General features: G+C 71.8%; 12 protein-coding genes. 9 read left to right on the top strand and 3 right to left on the bottom strand.

The annotated features are described in order from the left end of the window. Positions 1-37: 37 nt before the first annotated feature. Positions 38-3,034, bottom strand: coding sequence for a beta-N-acetylglucosaminidase domain-containing protein (locus tag ACFU8W_RS11405; RefSeq protein WP_384034844.1), 2,997 nt, complete (start codon positions 3,032-3,034; stop codon positions 38-40). A gap of 309 nt (positions 3,035-3,343) precedes the next feature. Between ACFU8W_RS11405 and ACFU8W_RS11400 the strand changes: the two genes are divergently transcribed. The 8 genes from ACFU8W_RS11400 to ACFU8W_RS11365 all read left to right on the top strand — a co-directional run bounded on the left by ACFU8W_RS11400 (position 3,344) and on the right by ACFU8W_RS11365 (position 10,776). Continuing rightward, positions 3,344-3,610: a hypothetical protein gene (locus ACFU8W_RS11400; protein ID WP_345518212.1), complete on the top strand. Its 267-nt coding sequence runs from the start codon at positions 3,344-3,346 to the stop codon at positions 3,608-3,610. Further along, positions 3,611-5,767: a 4-alpha-glucanotransferase gene (malQ, locus tag ACFU8W_RS11395; protein ID WP_384034841.1), complete on the top strand. Its 2,157-nt coding sequence runs from the start codon at positions 3,611-3,613 to the stop codon at positions 5,765-5,767. A gap of 20 nt (positions 5,768-5,787) precedes the next feature. Then, positions 5,788-6,018 (top strand): hypothetical protein, encoded by a 231-nt coding sequence (locus ACFU8W_RS11390; protein ID WP_345518214.1) that lies wholly within the window; start codon positions 5,788-5,790, stop codon positions 6,016-6,018. A gap of 243 nt (positions 6,019-6,261) precedes the next feature. Next, positions 6,262-7,215: a DMT family transporter gene (locus ACFU8W_RS11385; protein ID WP_384034838.1), complete on the top strand. Its 954-nt coding sequence runs from the start codon at positions 6,262-6,264 to the stop codon at positions 7,213-7,215. Next, positions 7,212-8,132, top strand: a complete 921-nt coding sequence (locus tag ACFU8W_RS11380; protein ID WP_384034835.1) for a LysR substrate-binding domain-containing protein — start codon at positions 7,212-7,214, stop codon at positions 8,130-8,132. Before ACFU8W_RS11385 ends, ACFU8W_RS11380 begins: the two co-directional genes overlap by 4 nt. Before the next feature lie 65 nt (positions 8,133-8,197). Beyond that, positions 8,198-9,343 (top strand): allantoicase, encoded by a 1,146-nt coding sequence (alc, locus tag ACFU8W_RS11375; protein ID WP_345518218.1) that lies wholly within the window; start codon positions 8,198-8,200, stop codon positions 9,341-9,343. Between the two features lie 285 nt (positions 9,344-9,628). Continuing rightward, positions 9,629-10,168, top strand: a complete 540-nt coding sequence (locus tag ACFU8W_RS11370) for a YcxB family protein (RefSeq protein WP_384034832.1) — start codon at positions 9,629-9,631, stop codon at positions 10,166-10,168. 41 nt (positions 10,169-10,209) lie between these two features. Beyond that, positions 10,210-10,776, top strand: coding sequence for a YcxB family protein (locus ACFU8W_RS11365; RefSeq protein WP_384034829.1), 567 nt, complete (start codon positions 10,210-10,212; stop codon positions 10,774-10,776). 149 nt (positions 10,777-10,925) lie between these two features. Here the strand turns inward: ACFU8W_RS11365 and pepN are convergent, their stop codons facing one another. Beyond that, entirely contained in the window at positions 10,926-13,502 is a 2,577-nt protein-coding gene (pepN, locus tag ACFU8W_RS11360) for an aminopeptidase N (RefSeq protein ID WP_384034827.1), read from the bottom strand. A gap of 114 nt (positions 13,503-13,616) precedes the next feature. Here pepN and ACFU8W_RS11355 point away from each other — a divergent pair, with 114 nt between their 5' ends. After that, positions 13,617-14,123 (top strand): DUF1203 domain-containing protein, encoded by a 507-nt coding sequence (locus ACFU8W_RS11355; RefSeq protein ID WP_384034824.1) that lies wholly within the window; start codon positions 13,617-13,619, stop codon positions 14,121-14,123. 72 nt (positions 14,124-14,195) lie between these two features. Here the strand turns inward: ACFU8W_RS11355 and ACFU8W_RS11350 are convergent, their stop codons facing one another. Then, the gene (locus ACFU8W_RS11350; RefSeq protein ID WP_384034821.1) at positions 14,196-15,224 is read right to left on the bottom strand and encodes an aspartate-semialdehyde dehydrogenase; all 1,029 of its coding nucleotides are present in this window, start codon (positions 15,222-15,224) and stop codon (positions 14,196-14,198) included. Positions 15,225-15,440 lie beyond the last annotated feature (216 nt).

Here is a 15,440-nt window from a genome sequence, read left to right as displayed (position 1 = left end):
GGGGCAGTCCTCGGAGGCGCCCATTTTGTGAGCTCCTCTAAGGGCTGTCCTCGACGGCGTACGCCTCCACCGACCAGAGCGAGTAGCCGAACTCGGTACCGCGGGTGTCGCCCTGGACCCTGAGGAAGCGGGTGTCCTTCGCGTCCATGCGAACGGACTCGCGTCCGCCCTTGCCGTCCCGGACGGTCGCCGCCGTGCGCCAGGTGCGGCCGTCCGCGGAGACCTGTATGCGGTAGCGGGAGGCGTACGCGTCCTGCCACCGCAGCACCACCTGCCCGATCCTGGCGGGCTCCGCCAGTTCCGCCTGCCACCAGGCGCCGTCCTCGGCCGGGGACGACCAGCGGGTGGCCGGGTCGCCGTCCGAAGCGGCGTCCGCCGGGAAGTCCGGGGTCTCGTCGCCGGACGACGAGGCGGTGGCCGTACGTGCCAGATCGGGCCCGGCGGTCCGCGGGTAGGCCCGCACGGTGAGGGTGCTCTCCTCGCCGCCGAAGCTGATCGGCACCTCGTACTCACCGGCGGGGGTGTCCGCCGGGACGGTGATCTCCACGGGGACGTCGGTACGTGACCCGCGCGGCACCGTCGTCTGCTTCGGGATGCTCACCTTGATGCCCCGGGGCGCCTTCACGCTGAGCGCGCCGCGCACCTCGGCGGGGCGGCGGGCGGCGAGTCGCGCCGCGACCCGCTGCGGCCGGCCACCGATCTCGGCGTCCGTCTCGCCGCGTACGAGATCGAGTCTGGCCACGGGCTCGTCACCGAACCACGGCACGAGGGCGCGTACCTGCGGGGCTTCGGGGGCGGTACCGGAGACCGCCGGTGGCAGCGTGCCCGCGCTCACGCCGGGGGCGGTCACGGCGGCACCCGTGGCCCAGCTGATCCGGATCGCGTCGGCCCGCAGGCCCTTGGCCGCCGTCTGGGTCCAGCCGGTCGTCGACAGCCGGCCGAGGCGGCGCCAGCCCTCGCCCGGCACATGGGCCTCGAGCCGCGCGTCCGCCGCGGCTCCGCTGCCGGGTACGGTCATCGCGGTCACCGCCTCCACCGGGCGGGCCCGGTTCAGCCGGACCGTGTGGCTGCCCGGGGCCGTGGTCACCGTGCCGGCGGAGCGGTCCGCGCCGGTCCAGGCGTCGGCTTCCTTGCGCACCCGGTCCAGGAAGGGGCCGAGCACCCCCTTGCCGACCGTCGCCCCGCTCGCCCTGGCCGCTGTGCGCAGCGGCTCCAGGGCCAGCGACGCCTTCCACGCGGCCGCGCCGTCGCCGCGCGCCTGGGCCTGCAGCAGATCGACGGCGAGCTCACCCGCCCGCCCATACCGGGCCAACTGCTCCGTCCAGGGCCGCACTTCGTCGTCGAGTCGCCCGTCCGCCGGGCCCTTCAGCCGCTGCGGGGCCTCCCGCATCACGGTGAAAGCGGCCCGCAGTTCGCGTGCCGCATCGTCCCGCGCCGTGGCGTCCGCCGTCGTACGGGAGTTCCAGAACGCGGTGAGCAACGGCTGCAGATAAGCCGACTCGTCGCCGCCCAGTACGGACGTCGCGCTGTTCCCGGCCAGCGCCCGCAGCGCGTCGCGGGTGCGGGCGTCGCCGCCCGCCAGATCGTCCATGGCCGCCTGCCAGGACTCCTGCGCCCGGTAACCCTTCGGGTTCCAGGCGAAGTCGGCGGCGGTGAACAGCGGGATGCGGGACGCGGACGGCTGCTCCATCGCGTTGGCGAGCAGCGCCGCCGAGCCGATCGCGACCGCCGGGTCCCGGCCGGTGTAGGGACCGAGGAAGATACGGTCCTGTGCGTAGTCGTTGACCGGATAGTTGTCCATCGTGACGAGCGGATGCCGGAACGTGGCGCGCGCACCGGCCAGTTCCCCGCCGGTGATGGTCCTCGGCACGACCCCGACGCCGGTCCAGGCGATCTGCACCCGGTCGTCCAGCTCCTTCGCGAGAGCCGCGCGGTAGTCGGTGACCCCGTCCTGGTAGAACTCCGTCGGCATCACCGACAGCGGCTCCGCATCCGGGTACCGGTCCGCGAGATGCTGCGCCACCTTGCTCGCGACCCGCGCCTGGGCCCTGGCCGCCGCCTCGGGCCCGCTGCCGAAGGTGTCCGGGTCGTCGTCGCAGTGCCATTCGCTGTAACTGACGTCCTGGAACTGCAGCTGGAAGACGCGCACGCCGAGCGCCCACATGGCGTCGATCTTCCGCGTCAGCGCCTTCACATCGCTGTCCGACGACAGGCACATGGTCTGGCCGGGGGAGACCGCCCAGCCGAGCGTCACATGCTGGGCGCGGGCCCGTTCGGCCAGTGCCCGGAAGTCGGCGCGCCGCTCGGCGGGGTACGGATCGCGCCAGCGGGCCTGCCGGTACGGGTCGTCGCCCGCCGCGTAGAGGTACCGGTTCTGCTTTGTCCGCCCCATGAAGTCGATCTGTGCGAGCCGCTCCGCGCGCGTCCACGGCCGGCCGTAGAACCCCTCGGTCATGCCGCGTACGGCGGTGCCCGGCCAGTCCCGCACGACGACCCCGGCGACGCTTCCGTTCCGGATCAGCTGACGCAGCGTCTGCACGGCGTGGAAGAGGCCGTCGTCGCCGAGTCCGTCCAGGGCGACGGTGGGGCGGCCCGCGACCGTGCCGACCGCGATCCGGTAGCCGCCGGACGGCAGATCGGCGGGCTGCGGGGCGCGCAGGGCCCGCAGGGCGTCCTGGGCGTCGTCGCCGAGCCGGATGACCGGCCCGCGGCCCGGCAGCGCCTCGTGCACGGTTCGTACGCCCGCGTCGCGCAGCACCTGCCGGGCCGCGTCGAGGGCGTACGGATCGGTGTGCGCACCTGCGAGGAGGGTCACCTCGGTGGAGAGGGGTACGGCGGCTCCGGACGCCTTGATGGTCTGTGGGCGCGGCCACACGGTGGGCAGCGCGCCGTCGTCCGTACGGTCGGGTGTCGAAACGGCCGGAGAGCCGGGGTCCGAGGGTGCGGCGAAGGCGGCCGGGGAGCCGGTGGAGAGCAGTCCGCCGAGCACGGCGGCCGCGACGGCCGCCGCCTGCTTTCTGCGCCTGAGCTGCATGCCGTGATCCCTCGCTCCCATCGATGGGCTCCGAGCCCACCACCCGGGCGCGAGGGTGTCAATGCGTGTGGCCGTTGTGCCCTGTTTGCCCGATGTGACGGGTGGGGTGAGGTGTGGTCAGTGATCGGCGGACCGCAGCAGAGACGGCGCCGAATGGCCGAAAACGGCGGAGGGTTTACGGGTGATCGGCCCCTGAGGAACGGAATGTGACCCAGGGCACGTTGGAGTCGTTGTTGTAGTGCCTATGTCTGCGGTCGCGCTCGCTGGGTAGGCCTGCTGTGTCCACTTGTCCACGGCCAGGAGGCCGCCATGCCCGCTGCCGCGCAGCTCCTGCTCTCCGCCCTGTCCAAACAGGTACCGGGTCCCGGCCCGCTCACCGGCGAACCCGCGTACGCCGACGCCGTACCCCTCACCAGCGAGCCGTCGCTCGTCGCGGCCGTTCCCCTCACGAGCGAGCCGCCGCTCGCCGCAGCCACCCCCTTGACGAGCGAGCCGCCGCTCGCCGTCGTCGCCCCCCTGACCAGCGAGCCGACCGCCCCCGGCACCGCGGGGGGCACGGAGTCCCCAGGAGTCTGAATGGGCCTGTCCCGGCTCGCCGCACTGCACGGTGTCGCCACCTCCTACTCCCCGTCCGCCGATGTCACGGTGACCGTCCCCGACGACACGGTGATCACCGTGCTCGCCGCCCTGGGCGTGGACGCCGCCACGCCCGAAGCGGTACGGGAATCACTCGCCGCCGCCGAGTCGGAGGCCGCCTCCCGGCTGCTCCCGCCGACGCTCGTGGTGTGGACCGGGGAGCCCCTGCCGCCCGCCCTGACCGCACTGCGCCCCGGCACAACACTGGACATCGAGCCCGAGGGGGCGGCCGGATCGCCCCGGCCGCCACGGATGAGGGTGCCGGGCGGACAGCCGGATCCGGCCGTTTCCGCGGTGAGTGCCGCCACCCCGGCCTGGTGGGCCGAACCCCCGCTCGGCGTCCACCGGTTGACCGTGCGCACCCAGCACGGCCGGTCCGCCACCACCACTCTGATCGTCGCCCCCGCCCGGGTGCCCCAACCGCCCCGGCGCAGCCATGGCTTCCTCGTTCAGCTCTACTCCCTGCTCTCCGGCCGCTCCTGGGGCATGGGCGACCTCGGCGACCTCGCCGATCTCGCCGCCTGGTCGGGCCGGACCCTCGGCGCCGGGTTCGTCCAGGTCAACCCGTTGCACGCCGCTGTACCGGGCAGACCCACCGACCCGTCCCCGTACCGCCCCTCCTCGCGCCGCTTCCCCGACCCCGTCCATCTGCACATCGAGTCGATCCCGGAGTACGGGCACGTGCGGGACCGGGCCGCCCTCGACGACCTGCGGCAGAGCGCCGAAGCCCTCAGCGAAGCGGTCCTGGACAAGGGCGCCCTGATCGACCGGGACGCCGTCTGGGAGCTCAAGCGCCAGGCTCTCGCACTCGTGGCGGAGGTCCCACTGACCCCCGGCCGCCGCGCGGCCTACTGCGACTTCCTCGCCGAGCAGGGGCAGGCCCTGGAGGACCACGCCCTGTGGTGCGCCCTCGCCGAGGTGCACGGGTCCGACTGGCACGCCTGGCCGCCCGCGCTGCGCGACCCCCGCTCCCCGCAGACCGCCCGCGCCCGCGGCGAGCTCCTCGACCGGCTCGACTTCCACTGCCGGCTCGCCTGGCTGACCGACACCCAGCTCGGCGCCGCCCAGAGCGCCGCGCGGGACGCCGGGATGGCGGTCGGTATCGTCCACGACCTCGCCGTCGGCGTGCACCCCGGCGGCGCCGACGCCTGGGCGCAGCAGGACGCCTTCGCGCACGGCATGTCGGTCGGCGCGCCCCCGGACGCGTTCAACGCGCGCGGCCAGGACTGGGGGCTGCCCCCGTGGCGACCCGACGTCCTCGCCGCGTCCGGCTACGCCCCGTACCGCGGACTGCTCCGCGGTCTCCTCGCCCACGCGGGCGCGCTCCGCATCGACCACGTCATGGGCCTGTTCCGGCTCTGGTGGGTTCCCGAGGGAAAACCGCCGACCGAGGGCACCTACGTCAGTCATGACGCCGAGGCGATGCTCGCTGTCCTCGCCCTGGAGGCGCACCTGGCCGGTGCGGTCGTCATAGGGGAGGATCTCGGCACGGTCGAACCCGGCGTACGCGAAGCGCTCGCCCGGCGCGGAGTGCTCGGCACGTCGGTGCTCTGGTTCGAGCGCGACTGGGCGGGCACCGGCCGCCCGCTGCCCCCGCAGGACTGGCGTGAGGGATGCCTGGCGACCGCCACCACCCACGACCTGCCGTCCACCGCCGCCCGGCTGACCGGCGACCATGTGACGCTCCGCCACCGCCTCGGCCTTCTCACCCGCACCCTGGAGCAGGAACGGACCGAGGACGCCACCGACACCGCCGAGTGGCTCGCCCTGCTCGCCCGACTCGGACTGTTCCCGGAGGGCGGGGGCGACGAGGAGGGCGCGGTCCGGGCCGTCCACCGCTTCCTGCTGCGCACTCCCGCCCGCATGGCCGGCATCTGGCTCCCGGACACGGTCGGGGACCGCCGCCCGCAGAACCTTCCGGGCACCTGGGACCAGTACCCCAACTGGCGGCTGCCCATCGCCGACGCGGAGGGCCACCCGGTCACCCTGGAGGAGCTCACCGCGTCCCCTCGTCTGCACCGCCTGATGGAGGTCCTCGACCCCGAGAACGGTCGCCCATGTTCCCGTACGGCACCCCCGGGCGCGCGCCGCTCCTAGGCGTTCGCTACGTTTGCACCGTGGACAAGAAGAACGCAATGCGCGCCGGCGCCGTGGCGGCCGGTACGACGCTGATGATGCTGCTCATGTCGTCCCCCGCGCTTGCGCTGACCCGTGACGACGGTGACGACCCGGGCCCCGGCCTGAGCGTGATCGACACGATCGGCCTCTACGTCGTGGCCCCCATCGCTCTGTTCGTGATCATCGCGGGCCTGGTCATGCTCCTGGACAAGTCCAAGAAGCAGGCCTGACCCTCCGGTTGCGCAGCGCCGGAACTGCGTAGCCCCATCAGCGCTGCCCCAGGGCGCCCCGACGTGCGTAAGGCACGTCGGGGCGCCCTGTTGCGCGTTCCGGCGGAGGGAACTCTTCCTCATAATTAAGTTTCACTACATGAATCCAACTGAATTATTCGATGGACCTGAACGCTCCTCGATGTGACGGTAGCCGTGCGACCGACGCATCCCCCGGTGGGGGAGAGGGGCAAGGGGTATCCCATGGCAGTCCTGGGCCGCATCCGCAGCAGTGGGGCCACCGACGCGCAGACGGCGCGGAGGGACTCGGCGGCCGGTCTCCTGCTCGCCGCCGCGGCGACCGTCGTCTGGTCCGGATCCTTCGTCGCGTCCCGCGCCCTCCACGACTCCGTCCCGCCGGTACAGGCCGCCTTCTGGCGCTGGATCGTCGCCGTCGTCGCGGTCGCGCCGTTCGCGATTCGGCAGACCTGGCGGCAACGCACCCTCATCCGCCGCCACCTGGGGTTCGTCGCCCTTGCCGCACTGCTCGGCGTCACCGTCTACAACACCCTGGTCAACCAGGCGGGCCTGTCCACATCGGCCGGCCAGATGGGCATGATCATGGCAGCGTCGCCCGTGGTGATGGCGGTGTACGAACGCCTCGGCGGCCGCCGGCTCGGGGCGCGCCGTACCGTCGGAATGGCCGTCGCCTGCACCGGAGTTCTGCTGCTGGTCGGCGGCGGGTCCCTGGCCACGGACTTCGCGCCCGGCGATCTGTGGATGTTCGCCGCGATGCTCAGCTTCGCCTCGTACAGCGCGCTGCTGCGCCGCCGCCCCACGGAGATCGGCGGACCGGCCTTCCTCTTCGCCACCTTTGTGCTCGGTGCACTGATGCTGGCGCCCGCCTTCGCCGTCAGCGCCGCCGTCCAGGGCGGTTTCGAACCGACGACCGCCACCGTCGGACCGCTCCTGTACGTCGGCGTCCTCTCCTCCGCGGTCGCCTTCTTCGCCTGGAACAAGGCCGTCGCCCTGATCGGCGCGGCGCGGACCGGGGTCGTGTACTACCTGCAGCCGGTCTGCGTGGCCGGGCTCTCGGCCGTCCTGCTGGGCGAGTCCACGGGGCCGGTGGAGCTCCTCTGCCTGGTGCTGATCATCGGCGGAGTGGCGCTGGGGGCCGGCCGGGCCGGGCCCGCGGCGGCGGATAATGTGCGGACATGACCGAGTGGGACATCAAGAAGCTCCGGATTCTGCGCACGCTGAGCGAGCGCGGGACCGTCACGGCGACGGCCGAGGCGCTGCTGATGACCCCCTCCGCGGTGTCCCAGCAGCTCTCCAACCTGGCCAAGCAGCTCGGCGTACCCCTGCTGGAAGCGCAGGGCCGACGCGTCCGGCTCACCGATGCCGCACATCTCGTACTGCGCCACGCCGAAGCGGTCTTCGCCCAACTGGAACGTGCCGAAGCCGAGTTGACCGGCTACCTGCGGGGCGAGGCGGGGGAGGTGCGGGTCGGCGCCTTCTCGACCGCAGTGGCTGCCCTCGTCGTGCCGGCGGTCCGGCTCCTGCGCGCCGACGACCGGCCGGGACCGTCCGTACGGGTTCGGGAGGCGGAGGCCGCGGAGGCGTACGAACTCCTGTCGGCCGGCGACGTCGACCTCGCGCTCTCCCTCGCCGCGCACGCACCGACCGCCCACGACCCCCGCTTCACCCTCCTCCCCCTGCTGACCGACCCGCTCGACGTCGCCCTCCCCACCGGTCACCGGCTCGCGGACGCCCCGGGGCTCCGGCTGGCCGACCTCGCCGCCGAACCGTGGATCTTCGGCGGCTCGGGCCCCTGGTCGGAGATCACCACGGCCGCGTGCGAGGCGGCCGGGTTCGTGCCGGAGCAGGCGCACAGCGCCTCCGGGTGGACCGCGATCCTCGCCATGGTCGAGGCGCACATGGGTGTCGCCCTGATCCCGCGGATGGCATCGGCGGAACGCCGCAAGGGTGTGGTGATGCGCGTTCTGGAGGCGGACCTGCCCAGGCGCCATGTGGTGGCGGCGGTACGGCAGGGGGCGGAGGAGGGCCCGGCGGTGGCCCGGGTCCTGGCCGCGCTCGAACAGGTCAGCACGGCCCGCGCGGAAACATTCAGCTGACCTGAATGAATTGTGCGAAAACTTTCGATGGACCTGATGGTTCATTCGGCGCGACAGTTACCCACATGACCTTCGACGCGAGCGAGACCACGGCCACGGACAACGACCCCCACGCCAACGATGCGGCCCCGTACGGCGGAGGCGACCCCTACGCCGACTACCGGACCGGCGACTTCCCCTTCACCGATCTGGTGGACCTCGCCGACCGCCGTCTCGGTGCGGGTGTGATCGCCGCGAACGACGAGTTCTTCGCCGAGCGCGAGAACCTGCTGATCCGCGAGCGCGCCGTGTTCGACCCCGAGCACTTCGGGCACAAGGGCAAGATCATGGACGGCTGGGAGACCCGCCGCCGCCGCGGCATCGACGCCGCACACCCCTTCCCCGCGCCCGAGGACCACGACTGGGCCCTCGTCCGCCTCGGCGCCCCCGGCATCATCCGCGGCATCGTCGTCGACACCGCCCACTTCCGCGGCAACTACCCGCAGCGCGTCTCGATCCAGGCGACGTCGGTCGAGGGATCACCCAGCCCCTCCGAACTCCTCGCCGACGACGTGAAATGGGAGGAGATCGTCCCGCCGACCCCCGTACGCGGCCACGCCGCCAACGGGTTCGAGATCACCGGCGGCCGCCGCTACACCCACATCCGCCTCTGCCAGCACCCCGACGGGGGCATAGCCCGACTCCGCGTCCATGGCGAGGTCCTCCCCGACCCCACGTGGCTGGCGACCCTCGGCACGATCGATCTGATCGCGGTGCTCAACGGCGGTGCGTACGAGGACGCCTCGGACCGCTTCTACTCCTCACCGACCCAGATCATCCTGCCCGGCACCTCCCGCAAGATGGACGACGGCTGGGAGAACCGCCGCCGCCGCGTACGCGACACGAACGACTGGGTCCGCTTCCGCCTGGTCGCCCAGGGCGCGGTCCGCGCGGTCGAGATCGACACGGCCTACCTCAAGGGCAACGCGGCCGGCTGGATCGCCCTCCAGGGCCGCAACGGCGAGACGGGTGAATGGTTCGACATCATCCCCCGCACCGAGCTCCAGCCCGACACCCTCCACCGCTTCCCCCTCCGCGCCCAGGCTGTGGTCACCCACGTCCGCCTCGACGCCTTCCCGGACGGCGGTGTGGCCCGCATGCGCCTGCACGGCACGCTCACGGAATCGGGCGCTGCCGAACTGGCCGCCCGCTACGAGGAGTCGGGCGCGTAACCACTCACGGGGGCCCGCCCCCGGACCCCGGTCCGGGGCCGCCGGGCGGGCTTCACGCCGCCCGTCCGCACCTGACGACCCGACGCCCCACCACTCCCGCCCGGCGAACGGCTGCGCAGCGGCGCCCGTCCGCCGGGCGGTTTTCATCCAGGGCACTCAACTCTGCGGGGCCGCCCACTGAGGTCGAACTCGCGGTGTCGTAGGGGCTGACGGTCCTCGACCTGGGCCGGGGGTGGCCCGCCCGCTACGATCACGGCTCGTCACCGAGCAGCATCGGGAGGGGTCGTGACAGAGAGGCGGAGCACAGCGGCGGGTGCCGTTGTCGAGCTGAGATACGAGCTGGGGCAGCCGGACTGGTCCGACGCGTTCCACGCACGCGGGCGGGTACGGGGGATCAAGGGCCGGCTGCAAGGGCTGCTCTCGCCGGTGCTCTTCGCAGTGGCGGTGTGGCTGCTCGCCGACAGCGTCCTGGCCGCGGGAATCGCCTTCCTCATCAGCCTGTTCGGCCTCGTTGCCAGGACGGGCGTCCTGGCCGCGCGGCATGCCAGGATGGGCACCCCGCTGGGGCCCTGGACCGTGACCGTCGCCGACTCCGACGACGCTGTGCGCTTCGCGGGCACGCACATGGAGACGCGCCGGGGCTGGCGGAGCCTCGGCGGGTACGTGGAGACCTCCGCCGGATTCGTCCTGCTGACGCCCCCGCCGTACCTGCTCGTCGTGCACTATCTGCCGAAGCGCGCCATGGGCAGGGACGACACCGACCGGCTGCGCGGCATACTCGACCGCCACCTTCCCCGCCACGGCGGCCGTCCGCCCCAGCACTGAGGTTGGGTAGGATCCGCAGGTCGTCGTACCGGGGAGGACACATGGCCGAGGGCCGCAGCGCCGAAGACACCGACAGCGGCGCGGAAACCTCCGCGGACGTCGTGGACGAACAGACCGCGGTCCAGCTGGTGTATCTGCCCCAGAAGGCCGACACCCTGGTCGGCCTGCGGGTCCGCGAGCGGATCAAGCGGACCGGGCTGCTGCTGAAGGGCGTGTTCCTCGCACTGTGGATAGGGCAGTGGCTGCTCTCCGCCGTGGGCCGCGGGAGCATCGACGTGGTCTCGACCGTTCTGGTCCTGTTCGTCGTCCTGGTGGTGTGGGGATACCCGCGGCTACAGGCCGCGAACGTGCAGCGGATCACCGGATGGCAGGGCGAGTACCGCGTCACCGTGTCTCCGGCCGGGATCACCTGCCGCAGCGACCACAGCACGTTGGTCCAGAAGTGGTCCGTCTTCCAGGGCTATCGGGAGACGGCCGGCCACTTCGTCCTGCTCAGCCGGGACCCCAACATCATGTGGCTCAGTGTCCTGCCCAAGCGGGGTGTGCATGAGGCCGGAGACCTCGACCGACTGCGGGCCATCCTGGACCAGCACACCACTCGCGTGTGACGAACGCGGCCTCTGAGCGCGGTGCGTCGGCGCCCATAGTGTGAGCCCCCCTCACTGGCCGAATGCCTCCTGGGGGACACGGAAGAGGCACGCAAAGGGGGGCGCTCCCCGAAGGAAGCGCCCCCACTGCTCAGCTGCTGCTGTTACTGCTACGCGGTAGCCGCTGCCGCGTCCGCCGCCTGGGCCTTCAGCGCGCGCTCCACGCCTGCCCGCGACTCGGAGATCAGCCGGTGCAGTGCCGCGCTCGGCTTTGCCGAGTCCAGCCAGGCGTCCGTTGCGTCCAGGGTCTCCTGCGAGACCTGGAGGGACGGGTAGAGGCCGACGGCGATCTGCTGGGCCATCTCATGGCTGCGCGAGTCCCAGACGTCCTTCACCGCCGCGAAGAACTTCTCGGCGTACGGGGCCAGCAGCTCGCGCTGGTCGGTCTGGACGAAGCCGCCGATGACCGCCTCCTGGACGGCGTTCGGGAGCTTGTCCGACTCGACGACCGAGGCCCACGCCTCCGCCTTCGCCTCGGCCGTGGGGCGGCCCGCGCGGGCGGTGGCCGCGTGGCGTTCGCCGGCGGCCGTCTTGTCGCGCTCGTACTCGGCGGCGATCTCGTCCTCGTCGAGCAGGCCGACCGCGGCAAGTCGCTCGACGAATGCCCAGCGCAGCTCGGTGTCGACGGCGAGGCCCTCGACCGTCTCCGTGCCGTTGAGCAGCGCCTGGAGCAGGTCGAGCTGCTGCGGGTTGCGGGCCGTTGCCGCGAGTGCGTGGGCCCAGGCGAGCTGGTGGTCGCTGCCGGGCTCAGCGGCGCGCAGGTGGGCGAGCGTCGCCTCCGTCCAGTGCGCCAGTGCCGCCTCGCGGGACTCCGGCGCCGCGTACAGGTCCAGGGCCAGCTTCACCTGCCGGTGCAGCGACTGGACGACGCCGATGTCCGACTCCTTGCCGATGCCGGACAGGACGAGCGAAAGGTAGTCGCGCGTGGCCAGTTCGCCGTCACGGGTCATGTCCCAGGCGGAGGCCCAGCACAGGGCGCGCGGCAGAGACTCGGTGAAGTCGCCGAGGTGCTCGGTGACGACCCGCAGGGACTCCTCGTCGAGGCGGACCTTCGCGTACGACAGGTCGTCGTCGTTGAGGAGGATGACCGCCGGACGGGCGGTGTTCGCCGGGTACGGGACGGTGGTGCGCTCGCCGTCGACGTCCAGCTCGATCCGGTTCGTGCGGACCAGCTTTCCGGCCTCGTCGAGGTCGTAGCAGCCGATCGCGATCCGGTGCGGGCGCAGCGTCGGCTCGCCCTTGGCGCCGGCGGGCAGCGCCGGGGCCTCCTGCAGGACGGTGAACGAGGTGACGTGACCGTTCTCGTCGGTGGTGATCTCCGGACGCAGGATGTTGATGCCCGCCGTCTCCAGCCACGCCTTCGACCAGGTCTTCAGGTCACGGCCGGAGGTCTCCTCCAGCGCGCCCAGCAGATCGGACAGCCGGGTGTTGCCGAACGCGTGCGCCTTGAAGTACGCCTGGACGCCCTTGAAGAACTCGTCCATGCCGACGTACGCCACCAGCTGCTTCAGGACCGAGGCGCCCTTGGCGTACGTGATCCCGTCGAAGTTGACCAGCACGTCGTCCAGGTCACGGATGTCCGCCATGATCGGGTGCGTGGACGGCAGCTGGTCCTGGCGGTAGGCCCAGGTCTTCTCGGAGTTGGCGAACGTGGTCCAGGAGTTCGGCCACTTCGAGCCCTCCGCGTACGCCTGGCACGCGACCGAGGTGTACGTGGCGAACGACTCGTTCAGCCACAGGTCGTTCCACCACTCCATGGTGACGAGGTCGCCGAACCACATGTGCGCCAGCTCGTGCAGGATGGTCTCCGCACGCCGCTCGTACGCCGCGTCCGTCACCTTCGAGCGGAACACGTACTGGTCGCGGATGGTGACCGCGCCCGCGTTCTCCATCGCGCCCGCGTTGAACTCCGGCACGAACAGCTGGTCGTACTTGGCGAACGGGTAGTCGTAGTCGAACTTCTCCTGGAACCAGTCGAAGCCCTGCCGCGTGACGTCGAAGATCGCGTCGGCGTCGAGGAACTCGGCGAGCGAGGGACGGCAGTAGATGCCGAGCGGAACGGACTGGCCGTCCTTCTCGTAGCTGCTGTGCACCGCGTGGTACGGGCCGACGATCAGGGCCGTGATGTACGTCGAGATGCGCGGCGTCGGCTCGAAGACCCAGACGTCGTCCTTGGGCTCCGGGGTGGGGGAGTTCGAGATGACCGTCCAGCCCGTCGGCGCCTTCACGGTGAACTGGAAGGTCGCCTTCAGGTCGGGCTGCTCGAAGCTCGCGAACACCCGGCGGGCGTCCGGCACCTCGAACTGCGTGTACAGGTACGCCTGCTGGTCGACCGGGTCGACGAAGCGGTGCAGGCCCTCGCCGGTGTTGGTGTACGCGCAGTCCGCGACGACCCGCAGCACGTTGGAGCCCGCGTGCAGGTGCGGCAGTGCGATCCGCGAGTCGCGGAAGACGGCGGCGACGTCGAGGGCCTTGCCGTTCAGCTCGACCTCGTGCACGGCCGGGGCGACCAGGTCGATGAAGGTCTCCGCACCGGCTTCGGCGGAGTCGAAGCGCACTGTGGTGACGGACCGGTAGGTGCCGCCCTCCTGTGCGCCGGAGAGGTCGAGATCGATCTCGTACGCGTCCACGGTCAGCAGGCGCGCCCGCTCCTGTGCCTCTTCGCGGGTCAGATTCGTGCCAGGCACCCGGTCATCTCCTTGATTTGTGATGTTTCCCAGCCATCCTTCCACGCGGAGCGCACGCAACGCTATGTCCGTTTTCCGCCGGACACCGGCGGTGTCACGCGCGACGCTCGAACCATGACCGGCTACGAGGCACGTCCCATCGAACCTGCTGTTCTCAAGGAGCTCCGCGACACCGACGACGCGGGCCGTCCCTGCGTCCCGTACACCGAGCGGGAAGGCGGCAGCCCGCTGCGCTGCTGTCTGCGGGGTGTCGAGCCGGGGGAGCGGATCGCCCTCGTCTCGTACGCGCCGCTGCGCCGCTGGGCGGCCGCGACCTGGGCCAGGCCCGGGGCGTACGACGAGCAGGGCCCCGTCTACATCCACGCCGAGGAGTGCGAGGGCCCGGCGGCGGGCGGGGACCGCTATCCGTTCGCCCGGGTCGGCGCTTTGCGCACGGTCCGCCGCTACAACGCGGACGGCCACATCGTCGGCGGCCGTCTGCTGGAGATCCCCGCCGACGCGTCGCGCGGCTTCGACGAGGCGTTCGCGGAGGCGTTCGCCGACCCGGAGGTGGCGCTGGTGCACGTCAGGGCCGTGGAGTACGGCTGCTTCCACTTCGAGGTCCGCAGGCCGCAGGGCTGAAGGGGAGGGGCGGTAAAGGTATCGGCGGGCACCCGACCGGGCGCCCGCCGATACCTTCTTCCGTGCGACGCGTCAGCCGTTCAGCTCCGCCGCGACGAGCTCCGCGATCTGTACCGCGTTCAGCGCCGCGCCCTTGCGCAGGTTGTCGCCGGAGACGAAGAGCGCCAGACCGTTCTCCACGGTCTCGTCGGCCCGGATGCGGCCCACGTACGACACGTCCTGGCCGGCCGCCTGGAGCGGGGTCGGGATCTCCGAGAGCTCGACGCCCTCGGCGTCGTTCAGCAGCTCGTAGGCGCGCTCGACGCTGATCGGGCGGGCGAAGCGGGCGTTGATCTGGAGGGAGTGGCCGGAGAAGACCGGGACCCGGACGCAGGTGCCGGACACCTTGAGCTCCGGGATCTCCAGGATCTTGCGGGATTCGTTGCGGAGCTTCTGCTCCTCGTCGGTCTCGAACGAGCCGTCGTCGACGATCGAGCCGGCCAGCGGCAGCACGTTGAAGGCGATCGGCCGCTTGTAGACGGTCGGCTCGGGGAACTCGACGGCGCCGCCGTCGTGGGTGAGCTTGTCGGCGTCGGCGATCACCTTGGACGCCTGCCCGTGCAGCTCGGCGACGCCGGCCAGACCGGAGCCGGAGACCGCCTGGTAGCTGGTGACGACCAGTGCGTCGAGCCCGGCGTCGGCGTGCAGCGGGCGCAGCACGGGCATGGCGGCCATCGTGGTGCAGTTCGGGTTCGCGATGATGCCCTTGGGGCGGTTCTTGATCGCGTGCGCGTTGACCTCGGAGACGACCAGCGGGACCTCGGGGTCCTTGCGCCATGCGGAGGAGTTGTCGATCACGACGGCGCCCTGGGAGGCGACCTTCTCGGCGAGCGCCTTCGAGGTCGCGCCGCCGGCGGAGAACAGGACGATGTCCAGACCCGTGTAGTCCGCGGTGGAGGCGTCCTCGACGGTGATCTCCTGGCCTTCCCACTCGATCGTGGAACCTGCGGAGCGCGCGGAGGCGAAGAGCCTCAGCTCGTCGGTCGGGAACTTCCGCTCGGCCAGGATCCTGCGCATGACTGTGCCGACCTGACCGGTGGCGCCGACGATTCCGACCTTCACAGGGACTCCTTCAAACGTACGAACTGGCGCGGTTGCCGTTCCATGATGCGTATGTCCACGGCTTCCTTGTCCAATCCATTGTCCGGCAGGCGGACAGCGGGCGGGAATCGAACGTTTCGCGGTGCCCCTGCGTCACCGGGGAAACACGCTCCAGGTTTCACGGGGGCGGACCGGGCCGCGGCTGAGCGCGCTGGGGGAACGGGAAAGGGCGGGCGC

Origin of the sequence: Streptomyces sp. NPDC057565 (genome assembly GCF_042801455.1) — a bacterium.
Classification (GTDB): domain Bacteria; phylum Actinomycetota; class Actinomycetes; order Streptomycetales; family Streptomycetaceae; genus Streptomyces; species Streptomyces yanii.
The sequence above is the reverse complement of the archived record's forward strand: the minus strand, read 5'-3'. Positions and strand labels throughout refer to the sequence as shown.